Below are 19,681 nucleotides of genomic sequence, written 5' to 3'. Positions count from 1 at the left end.
ACGACATCACACAGGCCCTAGGCCCCGACCACCCCGACACCCTGGAGGCTCGGGCCAACCTCGCCTACTGGCGGGGGCAGGCTGATGGTGCGAGCGGTGGTGTCCGATAACGATCGTTTGCCGACAGGCAGCCGACGCGTCGAATGAACCCGTGCAATCAGGGGGTTCGCGGCGGCTCGAATCCAATCAGATCCGATGGCGATTGCCGACAGGGTTTGACGACAGGTAGGGTCCGATCCTCCGCACGGAAGGGGCCCTTCGGTGGCGAACCTGGTCTACAAGCGGGTCTTGATGGGGATCTTTGAAAACGGCCGGGGCCGCTCCTCGCCCCACTTGCTTGGTCTTTGAAGTGTGTGAGGAGGATGGGGATCGAAGAGCGGTCCTTGATCACCAGAATGTAGGTTTTGGCCATGACAGGTGACTGGCGGATGGACCGGATCGGGGCTGCGCTGAGGAGCGAGAACCCGACCGTGCTGCGACGGTTGACGTCGGGGTTCGCGGTGATCGGGGATGTTCAGTTCTTGCCGGGCTACTCGGTTCTGCTGGTGGACGAACCGGGTGTGCAGCGGCTGTCGGACCTGCCGAGGGCGAAGCGGCTGTCGTTCCTGTCTGACATGGATCAGCTCGGTGAAGCCGTCGAGCGTGCCTGTCGGCGGCTGGACCCGGCTTTCCGCCGGGTCAACCTGGAGATCCTGGGGAACACGGACCCGTTCTTGCATGCGCATGTCTGGCCCCGGTTCGAGTGGGAGCCGGCCGATGTGGTGGGCAAGCCTGTGTGGCTCTATCCGCGTGAACGGTGGAGTGACGAGCAGTTCAGGCTCGGTCCGCGGCATGACGTACTGCGGGAAGCGATCGGCAGCGAGCTGGACCGGCTGCGATCGGGGACCTGACTGTTGCGGGCCCGCCGACCGTCAGGTCGGCGGGCCCGGTGATCGGTGACGGTCAGCCGATGCTCACTGCAGGCGTCTGAGCGGGACGATGTCGGTGACGCGGTTGGTGATCGTGGGGCGGGCGGCTTCCTGGGTGGCGAGCAGGGCGACAATCGTGACGGGCTGGTCACAGTGAGGACAGTTCCGGACGGCCGTCGGTGCCAGGGGGTCGATGGTTCCGGGAGCCGTCGGCTGCGGGACGGGCGGAAGGGCTCGGGGGTGTTCCCCGAGGCGTCGTGCTCGTTCCTCGTCGCGGATCCGGTTGCGTTGCCTTTCCGACTCGCGACGGCATTCCGGCGAGCAGTAGACCTGTCGGAGTCGGGGGTTGGCGGTGAAGATTCTCTCGCAGACCGGGCAGGTGTGGGCAGCCAGGCCGGCGGGAGCGCGTCGGTGGGCGGCACTCTTGCAGCGGGGAGAGCAGTAGATCTGTCTCGGGCTCGGCATGAACTCGCTCTCACAGACGGGGCAGTTGGCGGGTCTGGGGGCAAGCTGGTCGTCGTGGTGGTTGGGGTCAGGAGACACGTGCGTTGACTCCCTTGCGCATGGCGTCGGCCTGGTTCTGGTGGCCGCGAAGTCGGTAGGAGGGTCCGTCGATGCCGGCGACGGCGGCTCGGTGCAGGAGCCGGTCGAGCATGGCGGCGGCGACGGTGGCGTCACCGAAGGCTCCGGCCCAGTCGGCGATCCCGACGTTGGTCGTGAGGATCGTGCTGGACTTGAGATACCTCTGGTTGATCACCTGGAACAGGGCCGAGGCGCCATCCTCGGGCAGCGGCAGGTAGCCGAGCTCGTCGATGATCAAAAGCTTCGGGCCTGCGAAGAACCGCATGCAGGTCTTCCAGCGGCCTTCGAGGGCGGCCTTGTGGCACTTGGCTGCGAGTTCGGCGGCGGTGGTGAAGTAGACGCGGTGGCCGGCGTCGACGGCCGCTCGTCCAAGGGCGACCGACAGCATGGTTTTGCCCACTCCGGGCGGGCCGACGAACAGCACGTTGGAGGCGTCGTCGAGGAAGCGGAGGGTGGCCAGGTCGCGGATCAGCTTCTCGTCGACGCCGGGCTGGGCTGCGAAGTCGAAGTCGGCCAGAGTCCAGGGCTCGGGCAGGCAGGCGAACCGTTCCCGGGCGGCGAGTTTGCGGGCTTCGGTGGCCTCGACCTCGATCTCCAGGAGCCGTTCCAGGGCTGCGGTCAGTGACATTCGCTCGGTGCGGGCCTGGTCCAGGACCCTGTTCAACGCCTCTGCTGCGTCGTTGAGTTTGAGGTAGGATAGGTGGCCTCTGAGCTGCTGGAATCGGCGGGCTTCGCTCACCTGCATCGGTGACGTACTCACTCCGGGTTCTCCTCCTGCTTCGGTGAGGGGACACTCCGCAGCCGGTCGGCCACGGCGGCATAGTGGGTCAGGTCGATCACGACCCGTTCGGCTGAACTGCCGGTGGCCGGTCCTTCGCGCAGGCGCTCGGCTTCGGCCAGGGCTGCGGCTGACGGTGGTTTGCGGACCTTGGTCTTGCAGGGAGCCCGGTCGGAGAACGAGGACAGCACCGCCCTTTCCAGGGCAATGACGTGTCCGCTGTCCCGGACGGTCTGTCCGGCGCCTTGCGGGGCCCGGCGGTGACAGGCGACGACGGCCCGGCCGGCGGTGACGATCCGCAGGTCGTCCTCGCCGAGCCGGTGCAGGACCTTGACCTGGACGCCGGGCAGGCCGGGCGGGACGGAGTAGAAGTTGCCGTCGAAAGCGACCAGGCTCTGCGGGCTGACGGTCCGCTCGACCACCAGCTCGGCCGGGAACGGCCTGGGCCTGCACGACCGTGAGGCCGTCGGGAACTGTGCGCCACCAGCGTTGCGCGGCCGAGTGGTTGGCCTTCTCCACCACTCCCTTGCGGTTGCCGCGGCGGGGCGGGCAGATGTCCACCCCGACCCCGTAGTACTTGGCGACGGCGGCGAACGCCGCGGTGACCTGGCCGCTGGAGGGATAGCAGACCGTGGCCATCCGGTCGAAGCGCCACCGGCGGGCAGTTCCGCCCAGCTTACGCACGACATCGTCCAGGGCCTGGACCAAATGGGGGACGTCCTCCGACTCCGCCAGCACCGCCCTCCACCGGCCCGAATGCGCGAGGGCCCCGACCAGCAGATGCGCGTGCCCACCCACCCCCCACCCTTCGGGCGGATCGGGCAACTCCAGCCAGTCGAACTGGCTCTCCTCGCCCGGCGGATGCGCGATCACCGCGACATTGCGGCCGCTCGAGGCATGACAAGGCTCGCAGTGCGGCCGGACCCGATAGCGGCGAAGGGCGCGGGTGAACGTCGAGTACGCACCCTCATAGCCGAGCCCCACCACCTCGTCGAACAGCGTGGATGCCCACAGGTGCGGGTCGTCAGCAAGGTGCTGCCGGCAGTACGGAAGGAACGGCACGAACGCGTCCGGCGCCTGACGCCGCTGGCCCGCGGTCCGCTCACCATTCAGATAGGCCCGGATCGTCTTGCGGTCCCGGCCCAGATGCCGGGCGATCGCCGAGATCGTCCATCCCTGCCGACGCAGTGCATGAGCATCCACGTCTTCCTCCCGCGTAAACATCCAGGCCCCCGAACAGGCCGAACTTGCGCACGCAGGCTTTCCGGACCAACCGCGATATACGACGATACACCGGGCAAGATCACACGATGGATGGGGAGATCAACAGAGCAGGTTTGCCCCACCCCTTAGCAGCACGTGGGGAGATTCAAGAAGCGCCATCAGTCTCGACCGACCAGCAGTCCACCGCCCGGCAGAACCTCGTCCTGGACGAGGCCGACATCGAGGACCCGGTCGTCTTCGAGGAGGACCCGGGCACCTCCAGCCGCCTCCACCCCCTCCAGCGCCCGAAGTTCCGCGAGCTGCTGACGTACGCGCGGCCGGGCGACACCGTCCACATCTCCGAGATGTTCCGCCTCGTACGCGGGACCGGGCACATCCTCGATGTGCTCGACGTCCTCCACCGCGAGCAGGTAGCACTGCGCATCCACGACGGCGCGTTCTCCGCGATGGACCTCACCGCCCGCCACCCGCGCACCGGCGAACCGGCGAACTGCTCTCCACCGTGAAGTTCATGGTGCAGACCCTCGCCGCCGCCGGCGAACTCCAACGCGACCTCCAGCGCGAGCTGACCTACGACGGACTGCGCGCCGCCGAGGCCAAGGGCAGCAAGGGCGGCCACCGCCCCGCCGTGGCGACCACGAAGACCGGCGACGTGCGCACCGCGTACCTGGAGGGGCGCTCGATCGCCGCCCTCTCCCGCGACGAGCACGGAGTCAGCCGCGGCGCGATCCGCACGGCCGTCGCCGACCTCCTCCCCGACAACACCGCCACCGAGGAGGCCGCCGCCCCTGAGCTGCCGGTCACCCTCGACATGCCGGGCAAGGTCGCCGACTTCCTCCGCGCCGCAGACCTGGACGATGCCGAGCGATCCGCGCTCGACCAGGGCGTGACCGTACGGCGCGGCCAGGGCTACACCCTGCGCGTCACCGCCGTCCTGGCCGTGCACCACCGACTCCTCGCCCGCTGCCAGCCGCTCGACGGCGGCCCGGGCGCTCCGGCGGTCCCGGCCCAGCGCAAGGCCCGCCGCGAGTACGAGAACCGCGTCAACGCCCTTCAGGCTGCAACAGCCGGACCATGATCAATCTCAGCGCCAACCACGGTTCGATTGATCCCCGGGGCCGGACAGCTGCTCGACCGGACGGGCATTGCGTTGCGGTTCGCTGTCCGAGCTCAGCTCAGACGGTAGGCGTCCCGCCGATCTGGAGGTGTACGCCGTCGTGCCCTGAGACGGGGGGATTTGGTTTGAGGGTGAAGGCAATCGAGCTGAAGGGCCGGGGCCCGCTGAGGCGAACGGTGCCGTTGGAGTCACTGACCCCGCCGCTGAAAGGCTTATATTGGCCTACGACCTTGTTGCCGTCGACGACCTTGAAGTCATCGTCGCCGCTCAGTTCGGTGACTGTCGTACCCGCCGGAAGGTTCGTGAACACCAGGGTTGAGGCGAGCGACCCCAGGTGGAAGACGAGGTTCTTCATCTCGGCTTCGAATTTGACTTTGAAGGTATGGCCGGCAAGGCCGACGATTTCCATCATGTCTGAGTAGGGCAGTTGCGGGGTGAAGGAGTCCAACCCAAATTGCTGCCAGTCCTGGTGGAGGTAAGCGGCGCCCAAGGGGCTCACTGCCGGCGTTGCCGCGGCGCCTTCCCCGGTGAGCGTCACCCTTTGGCCGTCCAGGGCTCCGATGGCCCGGGTCTTCTCATCATTGCGGGACGTCCAGTCGACGAACTGAAGCGGTTCTACCGTCCCGCCGATCTGGAGGTGTACGCCGTCGTGCCCTGAGACGGTGGGAAGCGGTTCGAGGGTGAAGGCAATCGAGCTGAAGGGCTGGAGCCCCTTTAGCTGAACGCTGCCGTTGGAGTCACTGACTCCGTCACTGAAAGGCACATACTTGCCTACGACCTTGTTGCCGTCGACAACCTTGAAGTCATCGTCGCCGCTGAGCTTGGTGACTGTCGTACCCGCCGGAAGGTTCGTGAACACCAGGGTTGAGGCGAGCGACCCCAGGTGAAGGACGATGTCCTGCACGTCAGTTTCGAATACGACTTTGAAGGAATGGCCGGCAAGGCCGACGATTTCTATCATGTCTGAGGTGCGAAGTGGCGGGCTGAATTGCACCAACCCAAATTGCTGCCAGTCCTGGTGGAGGTAAGCGGCGCCCAAGGGGCTCACTGCCGGCGTTGCCGCGGCGCCCTCCCCGGTGAGCGTCACCCTATGGCCGCCCAGGGTTCCGATGGCCCGGGTCTTCACGTCGTTGCGGAACGTCCAGTCGACGAAAAATTGCTGCGCTGCCATGTCTCGGCCTTCCTGAAAATTTGGCCCATGTGAGCCGATAGCTTCGCCCCGGAGGTTCACTACGCCCAGACCGGTCCTGCCGGGTGCACTTATTGCCTCGTCAACAGCCGCGTTCGCTGCGCTCAACCCCTCTAGCGAACGGCCTTGCCTTGTAGCCGCGGAGTGTCCTGCTGTTGGGTGTCTTTGTTCCAGATTAGCGGCATATGAGATTCACGCCACCTGATCCTGGGCGGGGTGAGGGGCAGGCGAGTCAGGCTCTTCTTGCCCAGGCGAGATCGCAGCATCTCCACCCGGGCATCGTCGCTATCAAGCGGCACAACCGGCTCAACGGAATCCGCCATCCTACCCTTTACCCACTGCTCGCTCCGCAAGCCTCCTCGATCGAGTGAGGCTTGCGGAGCGATTCGGTGTTGCGCCCCGAGCTGGTCCCCTCACGCGGAGGCCGAAGCCGGTTCACCCTCGGCGGTGCGCGGCCACGGCACTGCGGCTGCCTTGGCGGTCAGGTCCAGGTCGAGGCGCCTGTTCATGTCCAACTCGAACCGGCCGTAGGGGTTCACGTGGGTCCAGAACAGCGGGGACAGTGCCCGCCGGTCGGCGTCGGTGAGCGTGTCTGCCCACTTCGGATCGGCGAGGACCTGCTGCATCAGCAGTGTGTTGACGTGGACGAGAGCGGACTGGAGCAGGTGGAGGGCGAGCATGCTGACCTCCTGGGACTCCTTGTCCTGCCCGGCCAGGTCGCCGTCCTTGCCGTAGAAGAGGTCCTTGTTCGCGGAGTTCCAGTTCTCGACGACCTGCAATCCCTCGTGGATCTCCTGCCGCAGTTCGACGTCGGCGAGGTAGTCGCAGACGAACGCCGTGCGCACGGCCCGGCCCAGTTCCTCGATCGCCTGGTAGGTGGGGTGCTTGGGGCCGCCGCCGGTGAAGCGGCGCAGGACCTGCTCGGCCTCGGCGGTGCCCAGGCGCAGGGCGGTGGTGTACTTCACGACCTGGTCGTACTGCTGGCGGATCAGGTCCCAGTTGATCGTCTTGGTGGACAGCACCGGCGCGAGGTGAGGCCAGGTCTCGTCCTCCCCGGCGGCCGGCCGGTACAGCCTCGCGGAGCCGATGTTCTTCAGGCGGGGCATCAGCTTGAAGTCGAGCATGTGGGCGAAGGCGAAACCGACGATGGACGCGCCGTGGGTGTCGGTGTACTGCCGGTCCACTTCCATGTCGGTGCAGTGCCGCAGTACGCCCTCGATCATCGAGGCGACCTCGGAGGCCGAACAGGACTTGAGCTGGGAGTAGATGCACACCGACTTCCGCTCGACGTGCCAGTAGATCATCACGCCGGGGCCGCGGTAGCGCTGGTGCCACTCGGTCATCAGGTTCGAGGACCAGGAGCCGAACTTGCGGCTGTCGGACGCGCACGCCGTGCCGGTGCCCCACCACATCTCGTCCCGGGCGGCGAAGGTGGCGTTCACCAGCTTCACCAGCGCGGCACGCATGTTGGCCCGGTTGACGAACAGGTGCCGCACCCTGCGCAGGGTCGCCTCGGACTCGCCGTGTTTGCCGGTCACCGCGACCCGCTTGATGCCCATGTTGGTGCCCAGCCCGAACAGCACCAGCAGCAGCCGGCGCCGCAGCACGTCCTTCGACAGGTTCTCTCTGGTGGCGACCGAGGTGAACTCGGCGATGAAGCCGGTGTCGAACTCGGCGTACTTCAGGATGTCCAGGAGGTCGATGGTGCCCCAGCGCCACTCGATCTCGCCCTTGATCCCGACCAGAGACTCCGGCTCCTCCTGTTTGCCGCGCGGCGAGACCCGGATCCACGGCTCGCCGTGCTTCTTGACGATCGCGACCCCGCCCGTGGTGCCCTCCGCGAGGGCCCGCTCGAAGCGGTCCAGCGAGGACCTGAGCTTGCTCTGGAGAGCAGTGATGAACTCGCCGGCGTCCTGCGGCTGACCCAGCGCGGCGTAGTGGACGTCCCGGTTGTCCTCGAAGTCTGCGGGCAGGTCGTCCCCCGGGTTACGCCACCGGTTGGCGCCCACCACCCAAATCTCCCGCCGGCGCAGCGCGTCCCTCAGCGACACGAGCACGCACAGCTCGTACGGGATGCGCTCGACGCGGCCCTTGTCGTCCACCACCGCCGCCCGCCACTGCTCGGGCACCACACCCTCCAGCGCCACCGTCTCCGCCGGGTCGAAGACCGCGCCCTCCTTCAGCGGCTGCTCCAAATACCGCTTCAGCAGGTCGATCGCGTCCATCACCGGCCGGTAGGAGGTGTTGTTGCACTTCAGCTCCAGCGCCTTCAGCAGCGGCGAGAGCATCCGCCGCCAGTGCGCCGAGTACGACGACCGCAGGACCGTACGCACCCGGGCCTTGTAGCGGGCCTCGTTCGCCGCGGCCTCCGCCGCCAGCGCCTTGAGCGTCTTCTCCCCGCCGACCACCGGGAAGATCACCCGCCGCACCGTGCCGGACGGCTCCGACAGCGCCGCCTCCGCGACCCGCAGCAGCATCCCCTCCTTGCCGCGGACCTTCTTCAGCTCCGCGTTCAGCTCCTTCTCGACCTTCCGCTCCGCACGCGTGTTGATCTTCAATACGAGCTGAATGAACAGGTCCACCAGCGAGTCGGTGATCTCCGTCTGCCGGACATGGCACAGCGTGGCCAGCAGCGTCAGGCGCCGCGGCGGCTTCATCCGCTCCAGGTTCGCCGGATACTCTTTCGACGCCCGCGCCCGCCAGGCGTCCACCAGCTTCTCCGACACGTCCGCGAACAAGTCGGCGGGCAGCTCCAGCCGTCTCACCCGCTCCAGCTTGTTCACCTCCGCCAGCAGACTCTCCAGGCCCGGCGCGCCCGGGTCGGTCTTCAACTCGGTGAAGTGCGACCGGCCCCCGCCGCCCACCATGCCCTCGCCGTCGGCTCCCTCCTCCGTGTCGCCCGCGATCAGGTCCTCCAGCCGTGAGCGGGTCGCGTGACTGAGCCGGTCCAGCGTGCTGCGGCAGAACCGCGCCTCGAAGTCCTTGACCGCCTTGCCCACCAGGCGACGGACCTGCCCCGGCGCCGGGGGCTCGATTTGGTCATTGCGGCAGCGGGCCACCACCGCGGCCGCCAGCCGGTCCCGGGACAACTCCACCGGGCACAGCTCCGTGGCCAGCCACCCGGCCAGCCGGTCCTGGTCCTCCTCGGCGTTCGCCCGGAACCCGTACACCGCGCGGATCTCGCCCCGGTGCCGCTGGATCGCCTTGCTCTGCCAGTCGTACGCCGCCCACGCCTCCGCCGGCACCCTCACCTGCTGGGCCACGTACTCCACCGCGGCGGCCGGGACCTCCTTGGCTGCCTCCGGAAATCGTGCCTCCACCTCGAAGAACTTCAGCAGCAGCGCGAATCCGAGCCGGGTCGCCCCGGACTTGTTCCGCACCCTCCTCATGTCGTCTTCGAGCAGCGTCCAGACATCGATCAGGTCCTCCGGATCCCAGTCCTGCCGCACCCGTGTCCCTCCGCCCCAACCGAGATCACTCGTTCAGCTCAACGAGGCGCCCAGCCAGGGGAAACGAGGCCACGGAAGTCACACAGCGCTACATGTCCGTTCGCCGTAGCTATACGAGAGCAGGGCCTACACCGCCGCCCGGGACCAGGCCGAGCAGCACAACATCGCCGGCGAGCGCGCCACCAGCCAGGCCCAGCGCGCTTTCGTCCTCGCCTTCACCGACCCCGACGCCGCCGACGACGAACTCCACCTCGCCGACCAACCACTGACGGGACTCGACCTCCGGGCCACTACCCTCACCACGAAGATCGCCGCCCTCGTCCGGGACGCCGGGGCCATCAGCAGCCTCGAGCCCGTACGCCTGCTGCGCGCCGGAACCAGCGACGCCGGCCTGACAGCCGCACAAGCCACGCTGGAACTGGCTGTGTGTTTCCACCACGCCGTCCAGGACGACCACGACAAGGTCAGCGCTGTAATCTCCCGGCTGCGCGACCTCACCCGCGGCGGCGACTACGCCTACTACGTCGACATCGCTCACTTCATGGCGGACAAGCCCCTCGATCAAACTTCCGGAGCCCGGTGGCTCGACAGCGAACAAGACACCCGCAATCGCTGGCGCGGCCTCGTCACCATGAACACGACGGCCCGGCGCTTGATCGACAAGCTCGGCTCCATGGCAATCTGCGGGCCGGGGCAGCGACTTGGAACGGAGGTACACCGCCCGTGGCGGCGAACAGCAATCCCACCGTCAGAAAGCGCCGCCTGGGAGCCGAGCTCCGCCGGCTCCGCCTGGCCAGTGGACTCAAAAGCGCTGAAGCGGCGGAGCGGCTCATGGTCTCCCAGCCCAAGATCAGTCACCTGGAGAACGGCCGTCGCACGATCAGCCCCCGCGACGTACGCGATCTGTGCGCGATCTACGGCGTGACGGACCAGCAGCTCATCGAGTCACTGATGCGGATGGCCAGAGAATCCGCACAGCCAGGCTGGTGGAACGTCTACGGGGATATCCCCCAAAGCGTCTACATCGGCCTGGAGACGGATGCCGCCTCCCTTCACGCCTACGAGCCCCTGGTGATGCCCGCTCTGCTGCAGACCCCCGCCTACGCCCAGGCCGTCATCGGGGAAACGATCCCCCTGCTCACCGTCGAACAGGCCGCCACGCGCCTCAAGGTGCGGATGCGCCGCCAGCACCAGATCTACGACCCGGCCCGCCCGCTGCGTCTGTGGGTCGTCCTGGACGAACCGGCCCTGCGCCGCGTCGTCGGCAGCCCCGCCATCATGCGCGAGCAACTGGAGCACCTGCACGCGATCAGCCTCGAGCCGCACATCACCGTGCAGGTCCTCCCCTACGACGCGGGAGCCCACCCGGGACTCTCGGGACAGTTCCCCATCCTAAGGTTCGCCGACAGCCCCGAGGCTGTGGTGTACCTGGAACGCTTCACCAGCGATCTCTATCTGGAGAAGCCACCCGACGTGCAGCACTACAGCATGATGTACGACCACCTCCAGGCCCAGGCTCTCAACCCTGACAGCAGCCGCGACTTCATCACCGACGCCGCCAGGTCGTACATCGACGCAGCGAGCTGGCCATGATTTACGCCCCGGGCGAAGGCTGTCGACGGTCGCGTAATTCCCCAGCTCAAAGATCACGTAATTGGCCATGAGGACGGCGGAGTCGGCGTCTTCGTGGCCTGGGGGGGCACGTCGTCGTCCCCCACGGAACGAGGATTTTCGGGCCACCCGATAATCCGCCGATCGTTCGGGCTGGTCAGGACTGTCCAGGGTGGCCGCAGGCCAGCGCGATGCGCCTCCCTCTCTCGTCCACGTCGTCGGTCAGCTGGTAACTTCACCCGGCCTCACGCAGCACCTCCCCATATATCGCTTCGGTGGTGAGAACCCGTCCGTGCGCCGGGCCATACATCAAGATCAGTGTTTGTCGGCGGATTCTGGAGGCATGGGCGCGCCCCGGAAGAGCGGGAGTGAGACGGGCCAAACCGGCCCTCGCTGGCAGCGCTTCGCCCCGTCGCATAACGACGAGGCGAAGCAACCAGGTCCAAACCACGTGCGCAGCCGTCGATTCAGGTCCCTTACTTGTGCCTGCTATGGGCAGGCATTGGGCGAGGTATCAGCCGGACACGGGCTTCGATGGGCCTGCTCCGTCGGACGGCGTACTGGTCTCGGCAGGCGTCTTTCCGCTCGGGTCCTGCTTCGGCGCGGGCAGGATGGTGAGGTACCACTTTCCGTCATCGCGGGTAATGGTCAGATTCTCGCTGTAGTCGCCGCCCTTGCTGTCTTTGGCGGTGATCTTCGCGGAGCCGACATCCGGGCCGAAGCCATAGCTGATCCGGATGTCCTCGACCTTGAGGCCGCGGCCGCCCTTCTCCTTGACGATCTTCTGTGCGTCCCGCTCGGCGTCGGGACCCGTTGTCCCGTCCAGCTTGAGCAGCGCGCCCGTGTCGCGGTCGTTGAGGGCGGCGATGTACGCCTCGACCGTCTCGCGGTCACCCCTCGCCTTCGGCGCGGGGCCGCCGTTGTCACAGCCGGTCAGCGCGAGCAGCGCGGCAAGGGTGACGCCGGCGAAGTAGCGCCTCTTCATGTGTCCCTCACAGGTGGTTCAGCCTGACTGGGTAGGCAGGCGGTCTTCACGTCCGGTGGGCGTACCAGGCCGCGTTCGGAGAGTCCGCGAGGAGCTTGCGGAGACTTTTGTTGTGGGTGTTCCCGGTGTGGTAGGTGAGGTAGGGGGTGCCTCTGTACTTCTTCGTTACGACCATGGTGTGGTCGATGATGTTGTCCCTCCGGGGCTTCCAGTTCGCCTGCAGCACGTCGGCGAGGCCGAGCTTCCACACATTGTTAAGGGACTTGGTCCGGTGGGAGTACTTCAGCGCGAACCAGTACCAGTTCTCAGCACCGGCCCAGGTGTAACTCGTGGTCCAGGTGTGGCTCGCGTAGAACCACTTCTTGTTGTCCTTGCGACTGGCGAAGCTGCCCGAAGTCATCCGCCAACCGCCAGCCCGCATCACCTGGGAGATGAAGTTCGTGCAGTCGTTGCCGTACGTACGGTAGTCATCGCTCGCAGACTTCCAGTGCTTGTCGGCGTAGCGAACCATCGCGCTGTAGTTGTACGACGCGGCTACGGAAGCCTGGGGCTCCATGCCCTCCTTGGGCGGGACCGAGCCGACCGGCAGCTCGGCGGTCTCGGAGGGTGCACCCTTGTCACCCTCATCGGCTGAGTCCGGAGCCGGGGCGTCGGCAGGTTCAGCGATCTGCGTGCTCGGCAGGGGGCCGCCCTCGAGCTCCGCCTTGTCCGATGCGAGCAGCCACGTGCCGGACGCGTCCCGTGTGAAGGTCATGGTGTGGGGGACCGAGTACTCCTCGTACTCCGGCGCCCCGTCGGCCACCTCTTCCGCGGTGAACGGCAGGTAGAGGCGTGCGTCCTCGGTGACGCGTGCGGTCGTGGTGTCCCCGTCGGTGGTCGTGTCTACCACCGCCACATCGACCTCTGCGCGGGTGTAGCCCCCATCAACCTCCTTGTAGAGACTGCCCTTCCGGGCCAGTGCGGTGAGGTCACTTCTCAGCGCCGTCTTCATCGGCTCGGTGGCCGCGGAAAGGACGTCGGCCGAACGCAACCGCACCGCGTTCGTCGTCACCGCGTCGGCCCGCTGCTGAAGGTAGCTCTCGGCCAACTGAGACAGATGGTCCGCATCCGGCGCTGCTGTCGGCCGGTCAGCGGTATCCGCTGATGCCGTGGCACCTACGGATGTCAGTGCCGCGGCTAATGCCGTGACAAGGATGCGTCTGTGCGATGCGCGCATGCGCATGCTTCCCCCATGAGCTGGATGACTGGTCACGGTCAAAGATGCTCAGGCAGGAGAAACGGTGGCAGCGCCAAACGAACCTGTCCGAAACCAGTGCCGCGCTGGCCGACAAATGACCTTGTGCGCAGGGATCGATGTCTGCACCGAGGCAATCGATGACGAGGGACGGCTCCCCGCCTTCCGGGCAGTTCACCCGTTCAGGGCGGATCGGCCAGTACGCACCCACCCGAAATTTCATGCGCTGCCGAACCTGCCCGGACTGCATGAAGGATTCTTTTCCCCCTACTAATGCTCCCTCTCGGTGAATGCTCTCTTCTTCCATTACGCCGAATGGGATTCGGATCGGGATTTTGGGGGCCCGAGTGTCAGAGGCGGCTCCTAGTGCTGTGACCGCATAGGTTCACCGGGTTGGGGTCTGCGTGCTTGGGCGTGCCCTGGGTCCGTTCCAGGGGTGCGACTGGGACCTTGCCGCACAGCCCCTGATCCGGTTGGTGGGGGTGTTCGAGAAGGTTCTTCCGGCGATCAGCGACGAGTACGCGAGCAAGTTCTACACGCAGGCACGCGACGTGGCCGCGCTGGCCGCCGACATCGAGGCCATGCGCGACAAGTAGTGCTCCGGCGGAGAATGTTCGCCGGGCCGGCGGTCCTAGCGGTTGGATGTGCGGTGATGTCCGATCCGACCGCTGGAGGTGCGGTGGCCGAGCCTGTCCGTGTGCGCAGACTGACCGATCAAGAGGGACAGCGGCTGCAGCAGATCGTGCGCCGGGGCAGCACCAGTTCGGTGCGCTACCGACGCGCGATGATGCTGCTGGCCTCGGCCGTGGGGAACCGGGTTCCGATGATCGCCCAGCTGGTGCAGGCTGACGAGGACACCGTCCACGATGTCATCCACCGGTTAAACGAGATCGGCCTCGCCTGCCTGGCCCCTCAGTGGGCGGGAGGCCGTCCCCGCCTGCTCAGCACTGACGACGAGAACTTCGTCATCCAGGCGGCCACCACCCGCCCGATCAAGCTCGGCCAGCCCTTCATCCGCTGGTCACTGCGCAAACTCGCCGCCTACCTGCGCAAAGTCCACGGCCGGACCATCCGCCTAGGCCGCGAGGCATTACGCCGCCTCCTCGCCCGTCGCGGCGTCACCTTCCAGCGCACCAAGACGTGGAAGGAATCTCCCGATCCCCGCCGTGAGGTAAAACTGGACCGGATCGAGGAGGTCCTGGACCGCTTCCCGGACCGGGTCTTCGCGTTCGACGAGTTCGGCCCCCTCGGAATCCGGCCCACCGCAGGCTCGGGCTGGGCCGGCCAGGGACACCCCAACCGGCTGCCGGCTACCTATCACCGCACCCACGGGGTCCGGTACTTCCACGGCTGTTACTCGGTCGGCGACGACCGCCTGTGGGGTGTCAACCGCCGCAGGAAAGGTGCCGTGAACACGCTGGCCGCGCTGAAGTCGATCCGCGCCGCCCGGCCCGACGGAGCACCGATCTACGTGATCATGGACAACCTGTCCGCCCACAAGGGCACTGACATCCGCCGCTGGGCGGGGAAGAACAAGGTCGAGTTGTGCTTCACCCCGACCTACGCCTCCTGGGCCAACCCGATCGAAGCCCACTTCGGACCGCTGAGGCAGTTCACCATCGCCAATTCGAATCACCCGAACCACACCGTCCAGACCCGGGCCCTGCACGCCTACCTCCGGTGGCGCAACGCCAACGCCCGCCACCGCGACGTCCTGGCCGCCGAACGCAAGGAACGCGCCCGCATCCGCAGCGAGAGAGGCATCCGCTGGGGCGGCCGCCCCCTCGCCGCCGAGGCCTGAACAACCCGGCGAACCTACGCGGTCTATTGTCGGCGAGTTCATCGCACACGTCCGCGGGGGTGAGCGCGCTCATGTCGAGTTCGACGACGGTGCCGCCGCGTGCAGCGAGGTGGTCCCGCAAAATGCGGGTACCGGTTGCCCAGTAGACGCTCGGCTGGGCTGCTACGGCGATGCGACGGTGGCCCACGCCGAGGAGGAAGTCCGCGTAGACCTGCCAGCCGCGGGACTGCGGCGAGGAGAGGCGCGCGACCCATTCCGTCGGCTGTTCGGTGAGCGCGTCGAGAACTGCTGACGAGCAAAGGACCGGCAGGCCGAGGGCGTCGGCCCTGCCTGCAGCGGCGCGCGCGACGACGCTGTGACGCCTGGTACGACACGAGGCGTACCAGCATGGTGGGGCTCATTCGGGGGCGGCCCACCCTGGGGGACACTGTCTTGCCCTGGCCCCACAGCGAGCCCACCGTGCCGCAGAAGCTTCCCAAGCACACCACCGCAGTAGGGCAGTCCGATGCCGGCACATTGATACCGCAAGGCCGGGGTAGGTGGCGAACCGGGAGTTCACCAGCTGGCACGAGCAGTCCGGCGTCCAGGACGACCCACAGGCCGACGAGTAGTCAGGCGGCCTTGGCCAGCCAGAACTGGGTGAGGCAGAGGACAAGCTGCGGCCCGTGGGGATGGGGGAGCTGTGGAACTATACGCCGATCTGGTTGGGATGTTTGTCGGATCAAGAAGACCGGGATGAATTATGTCGCGGCCCTGGAGATGGTCTGGCAGCTTCCCCAGTTCTTTTGAGGTGCTTTTAGACGAGCGGCGAGTCTGCTGGCATAGGGAGGAGCCTATGGGCGAGTGGACAGAATGTGGCCGCAGTTGGGAAATTCATCGTCAACCATTTCACTCACGTGCTCGATCAGCATGGCTGCGGTTGTGATGAGGTATGCCCAGTATTTTCCAGTGGCAGTGGGACTGAAACTCGACCCCGGATGGTAGCTCATCAGTTTGAGAGCTTGGACTTGCTCTGCGTCTTCGGCGCTCAGTGGGGGAAGAGATGCGAATAGCTCGTGAACCGGATTGGTCGACACAGCTTCGATCACAGCTTGTGCGCATATGCTTTCCCAGGCGGGTCTCCTGAGGTTGCACGGTCCAGTATGAGGGAATGCACGGCGAGGGAGATGAGGAGTCGAACCTTGGCATCGGTGCCCGCTGGGTCGACGTTCCATTTCTGATAGCGCCGGGCTAGTACTGCAGCCGCAGTTGTTGTGACCGGTGGGCCGGACACTCGTTGAGCCGGACATGGGTGGGGACGTCACGGTTGACGATGTGCGGGGCTGGGCAGCGGGGCTGGAGGTGCTGCAGGACCGGATCGGTCAGCATTTCCGCAGGTCGGAGCCTCGCCGTCGGGCGGGCGAGTATCTGCGGGGGTTGTTGGCGCCGCTGGAGCGGAAGAACGGCTGGACGCTGGCCGAGCAGGCCGGCGAGCGGTGCCCGGACGGCATGCAGCGGCTGTTGAACCAGGCCGACTGGGACGCGGACGCGGTGCGTGACGAGGTCCGCTCGTACGTACTGGAGCATCTCGCGGCGGACGACGGCGTGTTGATCGTGGACGAGACCGGGTTCGTCAAGAAGGGCGTCCGGTCCGCCGGGGTGCAACGCCAGTACACGGGCACCAGCGGGGCTTGTTCATGAATAACTGAGCCTTTTCAGCGTTGCCGCTCCAGGGTGAGGACGGCGGCGGAGATTGACGACATTCGATTCGGGCTGCATCGGGACCTGCGGAAGATCCGCCACGACTTGAGCCGTGCGACGCCGCGCTCGACCGGTGCCCGGGCTGCGGACAGCGCGCGGTTGACAGTTTGCTGGGTGGGCGTGAGGTCTCGGCCCGGGTGGGCGTCTGAGGGCTGTGTTCACCCAGGGGCCGGCTCCCATGTAGGCGCGGTCGGCAAGGACGGGGACGCCCTGGCGTTCGCAGATCCGGATGATCCGGTGGGTGCGCGCGGTGGTCAGGTCGTGGGCACGACCGGGCAGTGCGGGCGAGATCCACAGCAGTCGTCCGGCCCGGTCGGTCACCACCTGCACGTTCACTCCGTGACGGCGGTGCTTGTGGGAATAGTCGGCCCGGCTGTCGCCTACCCGGTCGCATTCCGCCAGGGTGCCGTCCAGTAGGACGTAGTTGGGGTCGGCTTCGCGCAGGGCGCGCAGCAGTCCGGGGGCGCGGTCGGCGAGCGGGTCGACGACGACTGTGGTGTAGGCGTGGGCGGTGCCCACGGAGATGCCGAAGCCGACGGCGATCTGGGCGAGGGTGTCGTGCCGGCGCAGGTACACCAGGCCGACGAGCGCACGCTGGTGCGGCGGGAGTTTGCAGCGGCGGTCACCCTCGCGGGTGACGATGAGCATGGTGACCCACTCGACCAGGGCGTGGGGCAGGTCGAGTGCGGCAGGATAGGAAACCAACGCGGCTCCTGTGCCTGAGGGTTGAGACTTCGAACACCTCCCCCAACGGCACGGGAGCCTCGTGCGTTGCGCACCCCGGCGGCGTCACCCGATCAGTGGCCTGGCTGAAAAGGCTCACTGACCATTAAGCAAACACGCACGAGATTGCCGCACTGCTTCACTTGCGTCGATAATATAGGATCACGGCAGCCACGCAGGCAAGAGAGGTCAAAAAGATAAACGGGCCCCACCCTTCAGGGATCCACCAACCTTTTCCCTCGGCGGCGAAATTCATCATGCCTCCTTTTGGAAAGTTGATTGGTGGGCGACACTATTGTGCCGCCACCAATCAGATGTTCTAGGGTCAAGCCTTTACCGTCTGGTCTTCGGCGAATGAACCAGCGTACTCACCCGCAACCATGCATGGAACGGCTGCAGCGGCAGCTCCGACTCCGCCGGTGAGATAGGCAGCTCCACCGATGCAGGCTCCTTCCACTGATTTTTCGAACGCGAGCCCGAACCCTATGCCTGCCGCTTGGCCCCAGTTTCCATCCAATGCGGAATTCCAAACCTTGCCAACGGTGGCGGCCGCGCGGGTCGCGCGACTTGCGCCCTGGCCGTACACAGGAAGCGCGGCCGCGTCCGTTGACAGGACCGGGCGGGCTGCGATGCCCCAATGTCGGGGAGCCGTGCCAACCCCCCGAGCAGCACGGCTCCCTCCCCGGAGCGCTCGGCCTCATCGCGGCGGTGTGCCGCCGACGGTAAGGATCAGACCGACCAGGACGAGCAGTGTCCCGGCGAGGGGCAGTACGTCTTTGGGTCCCCAGTCCGTCTGGATGGCGAGGACGACGATCGCGGTGACGGCATAGGGCCAGCTGTTGGTGCGCTTCACCGTGCAACCTCCGTTTATTCGTAGACGAAGGCCGCCTCAGTGTCCGGTGAATGCCCAGGTGAGTGGTCTAGTTCGATGAGCATTTCGACTCATCGGTAGCCTTCGTCCGGGACTGTAAATCGTTCGGTGTAACTCCCGATCATGGAAGATGCATCGATGACCACTGAGAACGTGTCCGAGTTCGAGACCGCCGTGCCCACGAAGGCTGCGTCGGCGAAGGCCGTGGACGACCAGTTGATCGACGAGCTGGTAGGCCGCGCCCAGGCCGAGGGCCTGCAGTTGACCGGCGAGGGCGGGCTGCTGCAGCAGCTGACCAAGCGGCTGCTGGAGTCCGCCTTGGAGGGCGAGATCACCGACCATCTCGGTTATGACAAGCACGACCCGGCGGGCAAGAACGGTGGCAACTCACGCAACGGCACACGCTCCAAGACGGTGCTGACCGACGTCGGTCCGGTGGAGATAACCGTGCCCCGCGACCGCGACGGCTCCTTCGAGCCGAAGATCGTCAAGAAGCGGCACAAGCGCCTGACCGGCGTCGACGAGATGGTCATCCCGCTGGCCGCGAAGGGCCTGACCACCGGCGAGGTGCAGGCCCACCTGGCCGAGGTCTATGACGCCGAGGTCTCCCGCCAGACCATCTCCACCATCACCGACAAGGTGCTGGAGGGCATGGCCGAGTGGCAGAGCCGCCCGCTCGACACCGTCTATCCGGTCGTCTTCATCGACGCCATCCATGTGAAGATCCGCGACGGTGCGGTGGCCAACCGGCCCATATATGTGGCCCTGGCCGTCACCACCGAGGGCCGGCGGGAGATTCTGGGACTGTGGGCCGGCGACGGCGGTGAGGGCGCCAAGCACTGGCTGCACATCCTCACCGAGATCAAGAACCGCGGCGTCAGCGACGTCCTCATGCTCGTCTGCGACGGGCTGAAGGGCCTGCCCGACGCGGTGGAGACCGTCTGGCCCAGGACGATCGTGCAGACCTGCGTCGTGCACTTGCTGCGGAACTCCTTCCGCTATGCCGCCCGGCAGGACCGGGACAAGATCGCCAAGCTCCTCAAGCCCGTCTGCACCGCCCCCACCGAAGAGGCCGCCCTGGACCGGTTCGCCGAGTTCGCCGACGCCTGGGGCCGGAAGTATCCGGCGATCGTGAAGCTGTGGGAGAACGCCTGGGAGGAGTTCACTCCCTTCCTGCGGTTCGACACCGAGATCCGCCGCATCGTCTGCACGACGAACGCGATCGAGTCGGTGAACGCGCGCATTCGCCGGGCGGTCAAAGCCCGCGGCCACTTCCCCAATGAGCAAGCCGCCCTGAAGTGCGTCTACATGGCGATCATGTCGCTCGACCCCACCGGCAAGGGACAGGCCCGCTGGACCATGCGCTGGAAGACCGCACTGAACGCCTTCGACATCACCTTCGACGGCCGCCTGTCGGCAGCCCGCCAGTAACCCAACTACCCCAGTTACACCGCTCGTTTGACAGACCC

At 66.6% G+C, this 19,681-nt stretch carries 15 protein-coding genes and 3 pseudogenes; 8 read left to right on the top strand and 10 right to left on the bottom strand.

The features are described 5' to 3' along the window. Window positions 1–410: 410 nt before the first annotated feature. Window positions 411–890 (top strand): diadenosine tetraphosphate hydrolase, encoded by a 480-nt coding sequence (locus J7E91_RS31325; RefSeq protein WP_214910245.1) that lies wholly within the window; start codon window positions 411–413, stop codon window positions 888–890. Window positions 891–1,440: 550 nt separating this feature from the next. Here the strand turns inward: J7E91_RS31325 and istB are convergent. Together istB and J7E91_RS36415 are read right to left on the bottom strand one after the other, a co-directional pair. Beyond that, window positions 1,441–2,250: an IS21-like element helper ATPase IstB gene (istB, locus tag J7E91_RS31320; protein ID WP_026244149.1), complete on the bottom strand. Its 810-nt coding sequence runs from the start codon at window positions 2,248–2,250 to the stop codon at window positions 1,441–1,443. Continuing rightward, entirely contained in the window at window positions 2,247–2,690 is a 444-nt protein-coding gene (locus J7E91_RS36415) for a hypothetical protein (protein WP_251016528.1), read from the bottom strand. The genes istB and J7E91_RS36415 overlap by 4 nt, the downstream gene beginning before the upstream one ends. Window positions 2,691–3,605: 915 nt before the next feature. Here J7E91_RS36415 and J7E91_RS36410 point away from each other — a divergent pair. Beyond that, window positions 3,606–3,998 carry a recombinase family protein gene (locus J7E91_RS36410; RefSeq protein ID WP_251016527.1) on the top strand — a complete coding sequence of 131 codons (393 nt, stop codon included), beginning with the start codon at window positions 3,606–3,608 and terminating at the stop codon, window positions 3,996–3,998. A gap of 5 nt (window positions 3,999–4,003) precedes the next feature. Beyond that, complete coding sequence (locus tag J7E91_RS36405; protein ID WP_251016526.1) at window positions 4,004–4,570, top strand: hypothetical protein; 567 nt, start codon at window positions 4,004–4,006, stop codon at window positions 4,568–4,570. A 97-nt stretch (window positions 4,571–4,667) separates the two neighbouring features. On the opposite strand, the gene J7E91_RS31305 is transcribed toward J7E91_RS36405, so the two are convergent. From J7E91_RS31305 to J7E91_RS31295, 3 genes are all read right to left on the bottom strand, one after another. Further along, a complete protein-coding gene (locus J7E91_RS31305) occupies window positions 4,668–5,780 on the bottom strand; it encodes a hypothetical protein (RefSeq protein WP_214910243.1) in 1,113 nt (370 codons plus the stop codon). A gap of 431 nt (window positions 5,781–6,211) precedes the next feature. After that, window positions 6,212–9,247: a Tn3 family transposase gene (locus J7E91_RS31300; RefSeq protein WP_214910242.1), complete on the bottom strand. Its 3,036-nt coding sequence runs from the start codon at window positions 9,245–9,247 to the stop codon at window positions 6,212–6,214. A gap of 109 nt (window positions 9,248–9,356) precedes the next feature. Further along, window positions 9,357–9,785, bottom strand: coding sequence for a hypothetical protein (locus tag J7E91_RS31295; RefSeq protein WP_214910241.1), 429 nt, complete (start codon window positions 9,783–9,785; stop codon window positions 9,357–9,359). Between the two features lie 185 nt (window positions 9,786–9,970). Here J7E91_RS31295 and J7E91_RS31290 point away from each other — a divergent pair, with 185 nt between their 5' ends. Further along, a complete protein-coding gene (locus J7E91_RS31290) occupies window positions 9,971–10,840 on the top strand; it encodes a helix-turn-helix transcriptional regulator (protein WP_214910240.1) in 870 nt (289 codons plus the stop codon). A 532-nt stretch (window positions 10,841–11,372) separates the two neighbouring features. On the opposite strand, the gene J7E91_RS31285 is transcribed toward J7E91_RS31290, so the two are convergent. Next, window positions 11,373–11,843, bottom strand: a complete 471-nt coding sequence (locus tag J7E91_RS31285; RefSeq protein WP_214910239.1) for a hypothetical protein — start codon at window positions 11,841–11,843, stop codon at window positions 11,373–11,375. 46 nt (window positions 11,844–11,889) lie between these two features. Further along, window positions 11,890–12,930, bottom strand: coding sequence for an amidase domain-containing protein (locus tag J7E91_RS31280; RefSeq protein ID WP_214910238.1), 1,041 nt, complete (start codon window positions 12,928–12,930; stop codon window positions 11,890–11,892). Window positions 12,931–13,481: 551 nt separating this feature from the next. On the opposite strand from J7E91_RS31280, the gene J7E91_RS31275 reads away from it, so the two are divergent. After that, window positions 13,482–13,673, top strand: coding sequence for a hypothetical protein (locus J7E91_RS31275; protein ID WP_214910237.1), 192 nt, complete (start codon window positions 13,482–13,484; stop codon window positions 13,671–13,673). 83 nt (window positions 13,674–13,756) lie between these two features. Further along, window positions 13,757–14,878 (top strand): IS630 family transposase, encoded by a 1,122-nt coding sequence (locus J7E91_RS31270; protein ID WP_308377512.1) that lies wholly within the window; start codon window positions 13,757–13,759, stop codon window positions 14,876–14,878. A 25-nt stretch (window positions 14,879–14,903) separates the two neighbouring features. Here J7E91_RS31270 and J7E91_RS36400 read toward each other — a convergent pair. Next, a pseudogene (locus tag J7E91_RS36400) lies at window positions 14,904–15,236 on the bottom strand (ABC transporter substrate-binding protein); the annotation flags it as partial. Between the two features lie 929 nt (window positions 15,237–16,165). On the opposite strand from J7E91_RS36400, the pseudogene J7E91_RS31265 reads away from it, so the two are divergent. Continuing rightward, window positions 16,166–16,546: pseudogene (locus J7E91_RS31265) on the top strand (transposase); the annotation flags it as partial. A gap of 26 nt (window positions 16,547–16,572) precedes the next feature. Here the strand turns inward: J7E91_RS31265 and J7E91_RS31260 are convergent. Both J7E91_RS31260 and J7E91_RS31255 read right to left on the bottom strand, forming a co-directional pair. Continuing rightward, a pseudogene (locus J7E91_RS31260) lies at window positions 16,573–17,323 on the bottom strand (transposase family protein). 715 nt (window positions 17,324–18,038) lie between these two features. After that, window positions 18,039–18,194: a hypothetical protein gene (locus tag J7E91_RS31255; protein ID WP_214910231.1), complete on the bottom strand. Its 156-nt coding sequence runs from the start codon at window positions 18,192–18,194 to the stop codon at window positions 18,039–18,041. Between the two features lie 156 nt (window positions 18,195–18,350). Here J7E91_RS31255 and J7E91_RS31250 point away from each other — a divergent pair, with 156 nt between their 5' ends. After that, window positions 18,351–19,643: an IS256 family transposase gene (locus tag J7E91_RS31250; RefSeq protein WP_251016525.1), complete on the top strand. Its 1,293-nt coding sequence runs from the start codon at window positions 18,351–18,353 to the stop codon at window positions 19,641–19,643. The last annotated feature ends 38 nt before the right edge of the window (window positions 19,644–19,681 follow it).

Origin of the sequence: Streptomyces sp. ISL-99 (assembly GCF_018614005.1) — a bacterium.
Taxonomy (GTDB): Bacteria; Actinomycetota; Actinomycetes; order Streptomycetales; family Streptomycetaceae; genus Streptomyces; species Streptomyces flavidovirens.
Note: the sequence above shows the minus strand (reverse complement) of the source record. Positions and strands in the feature narration are given on the sequence as shown.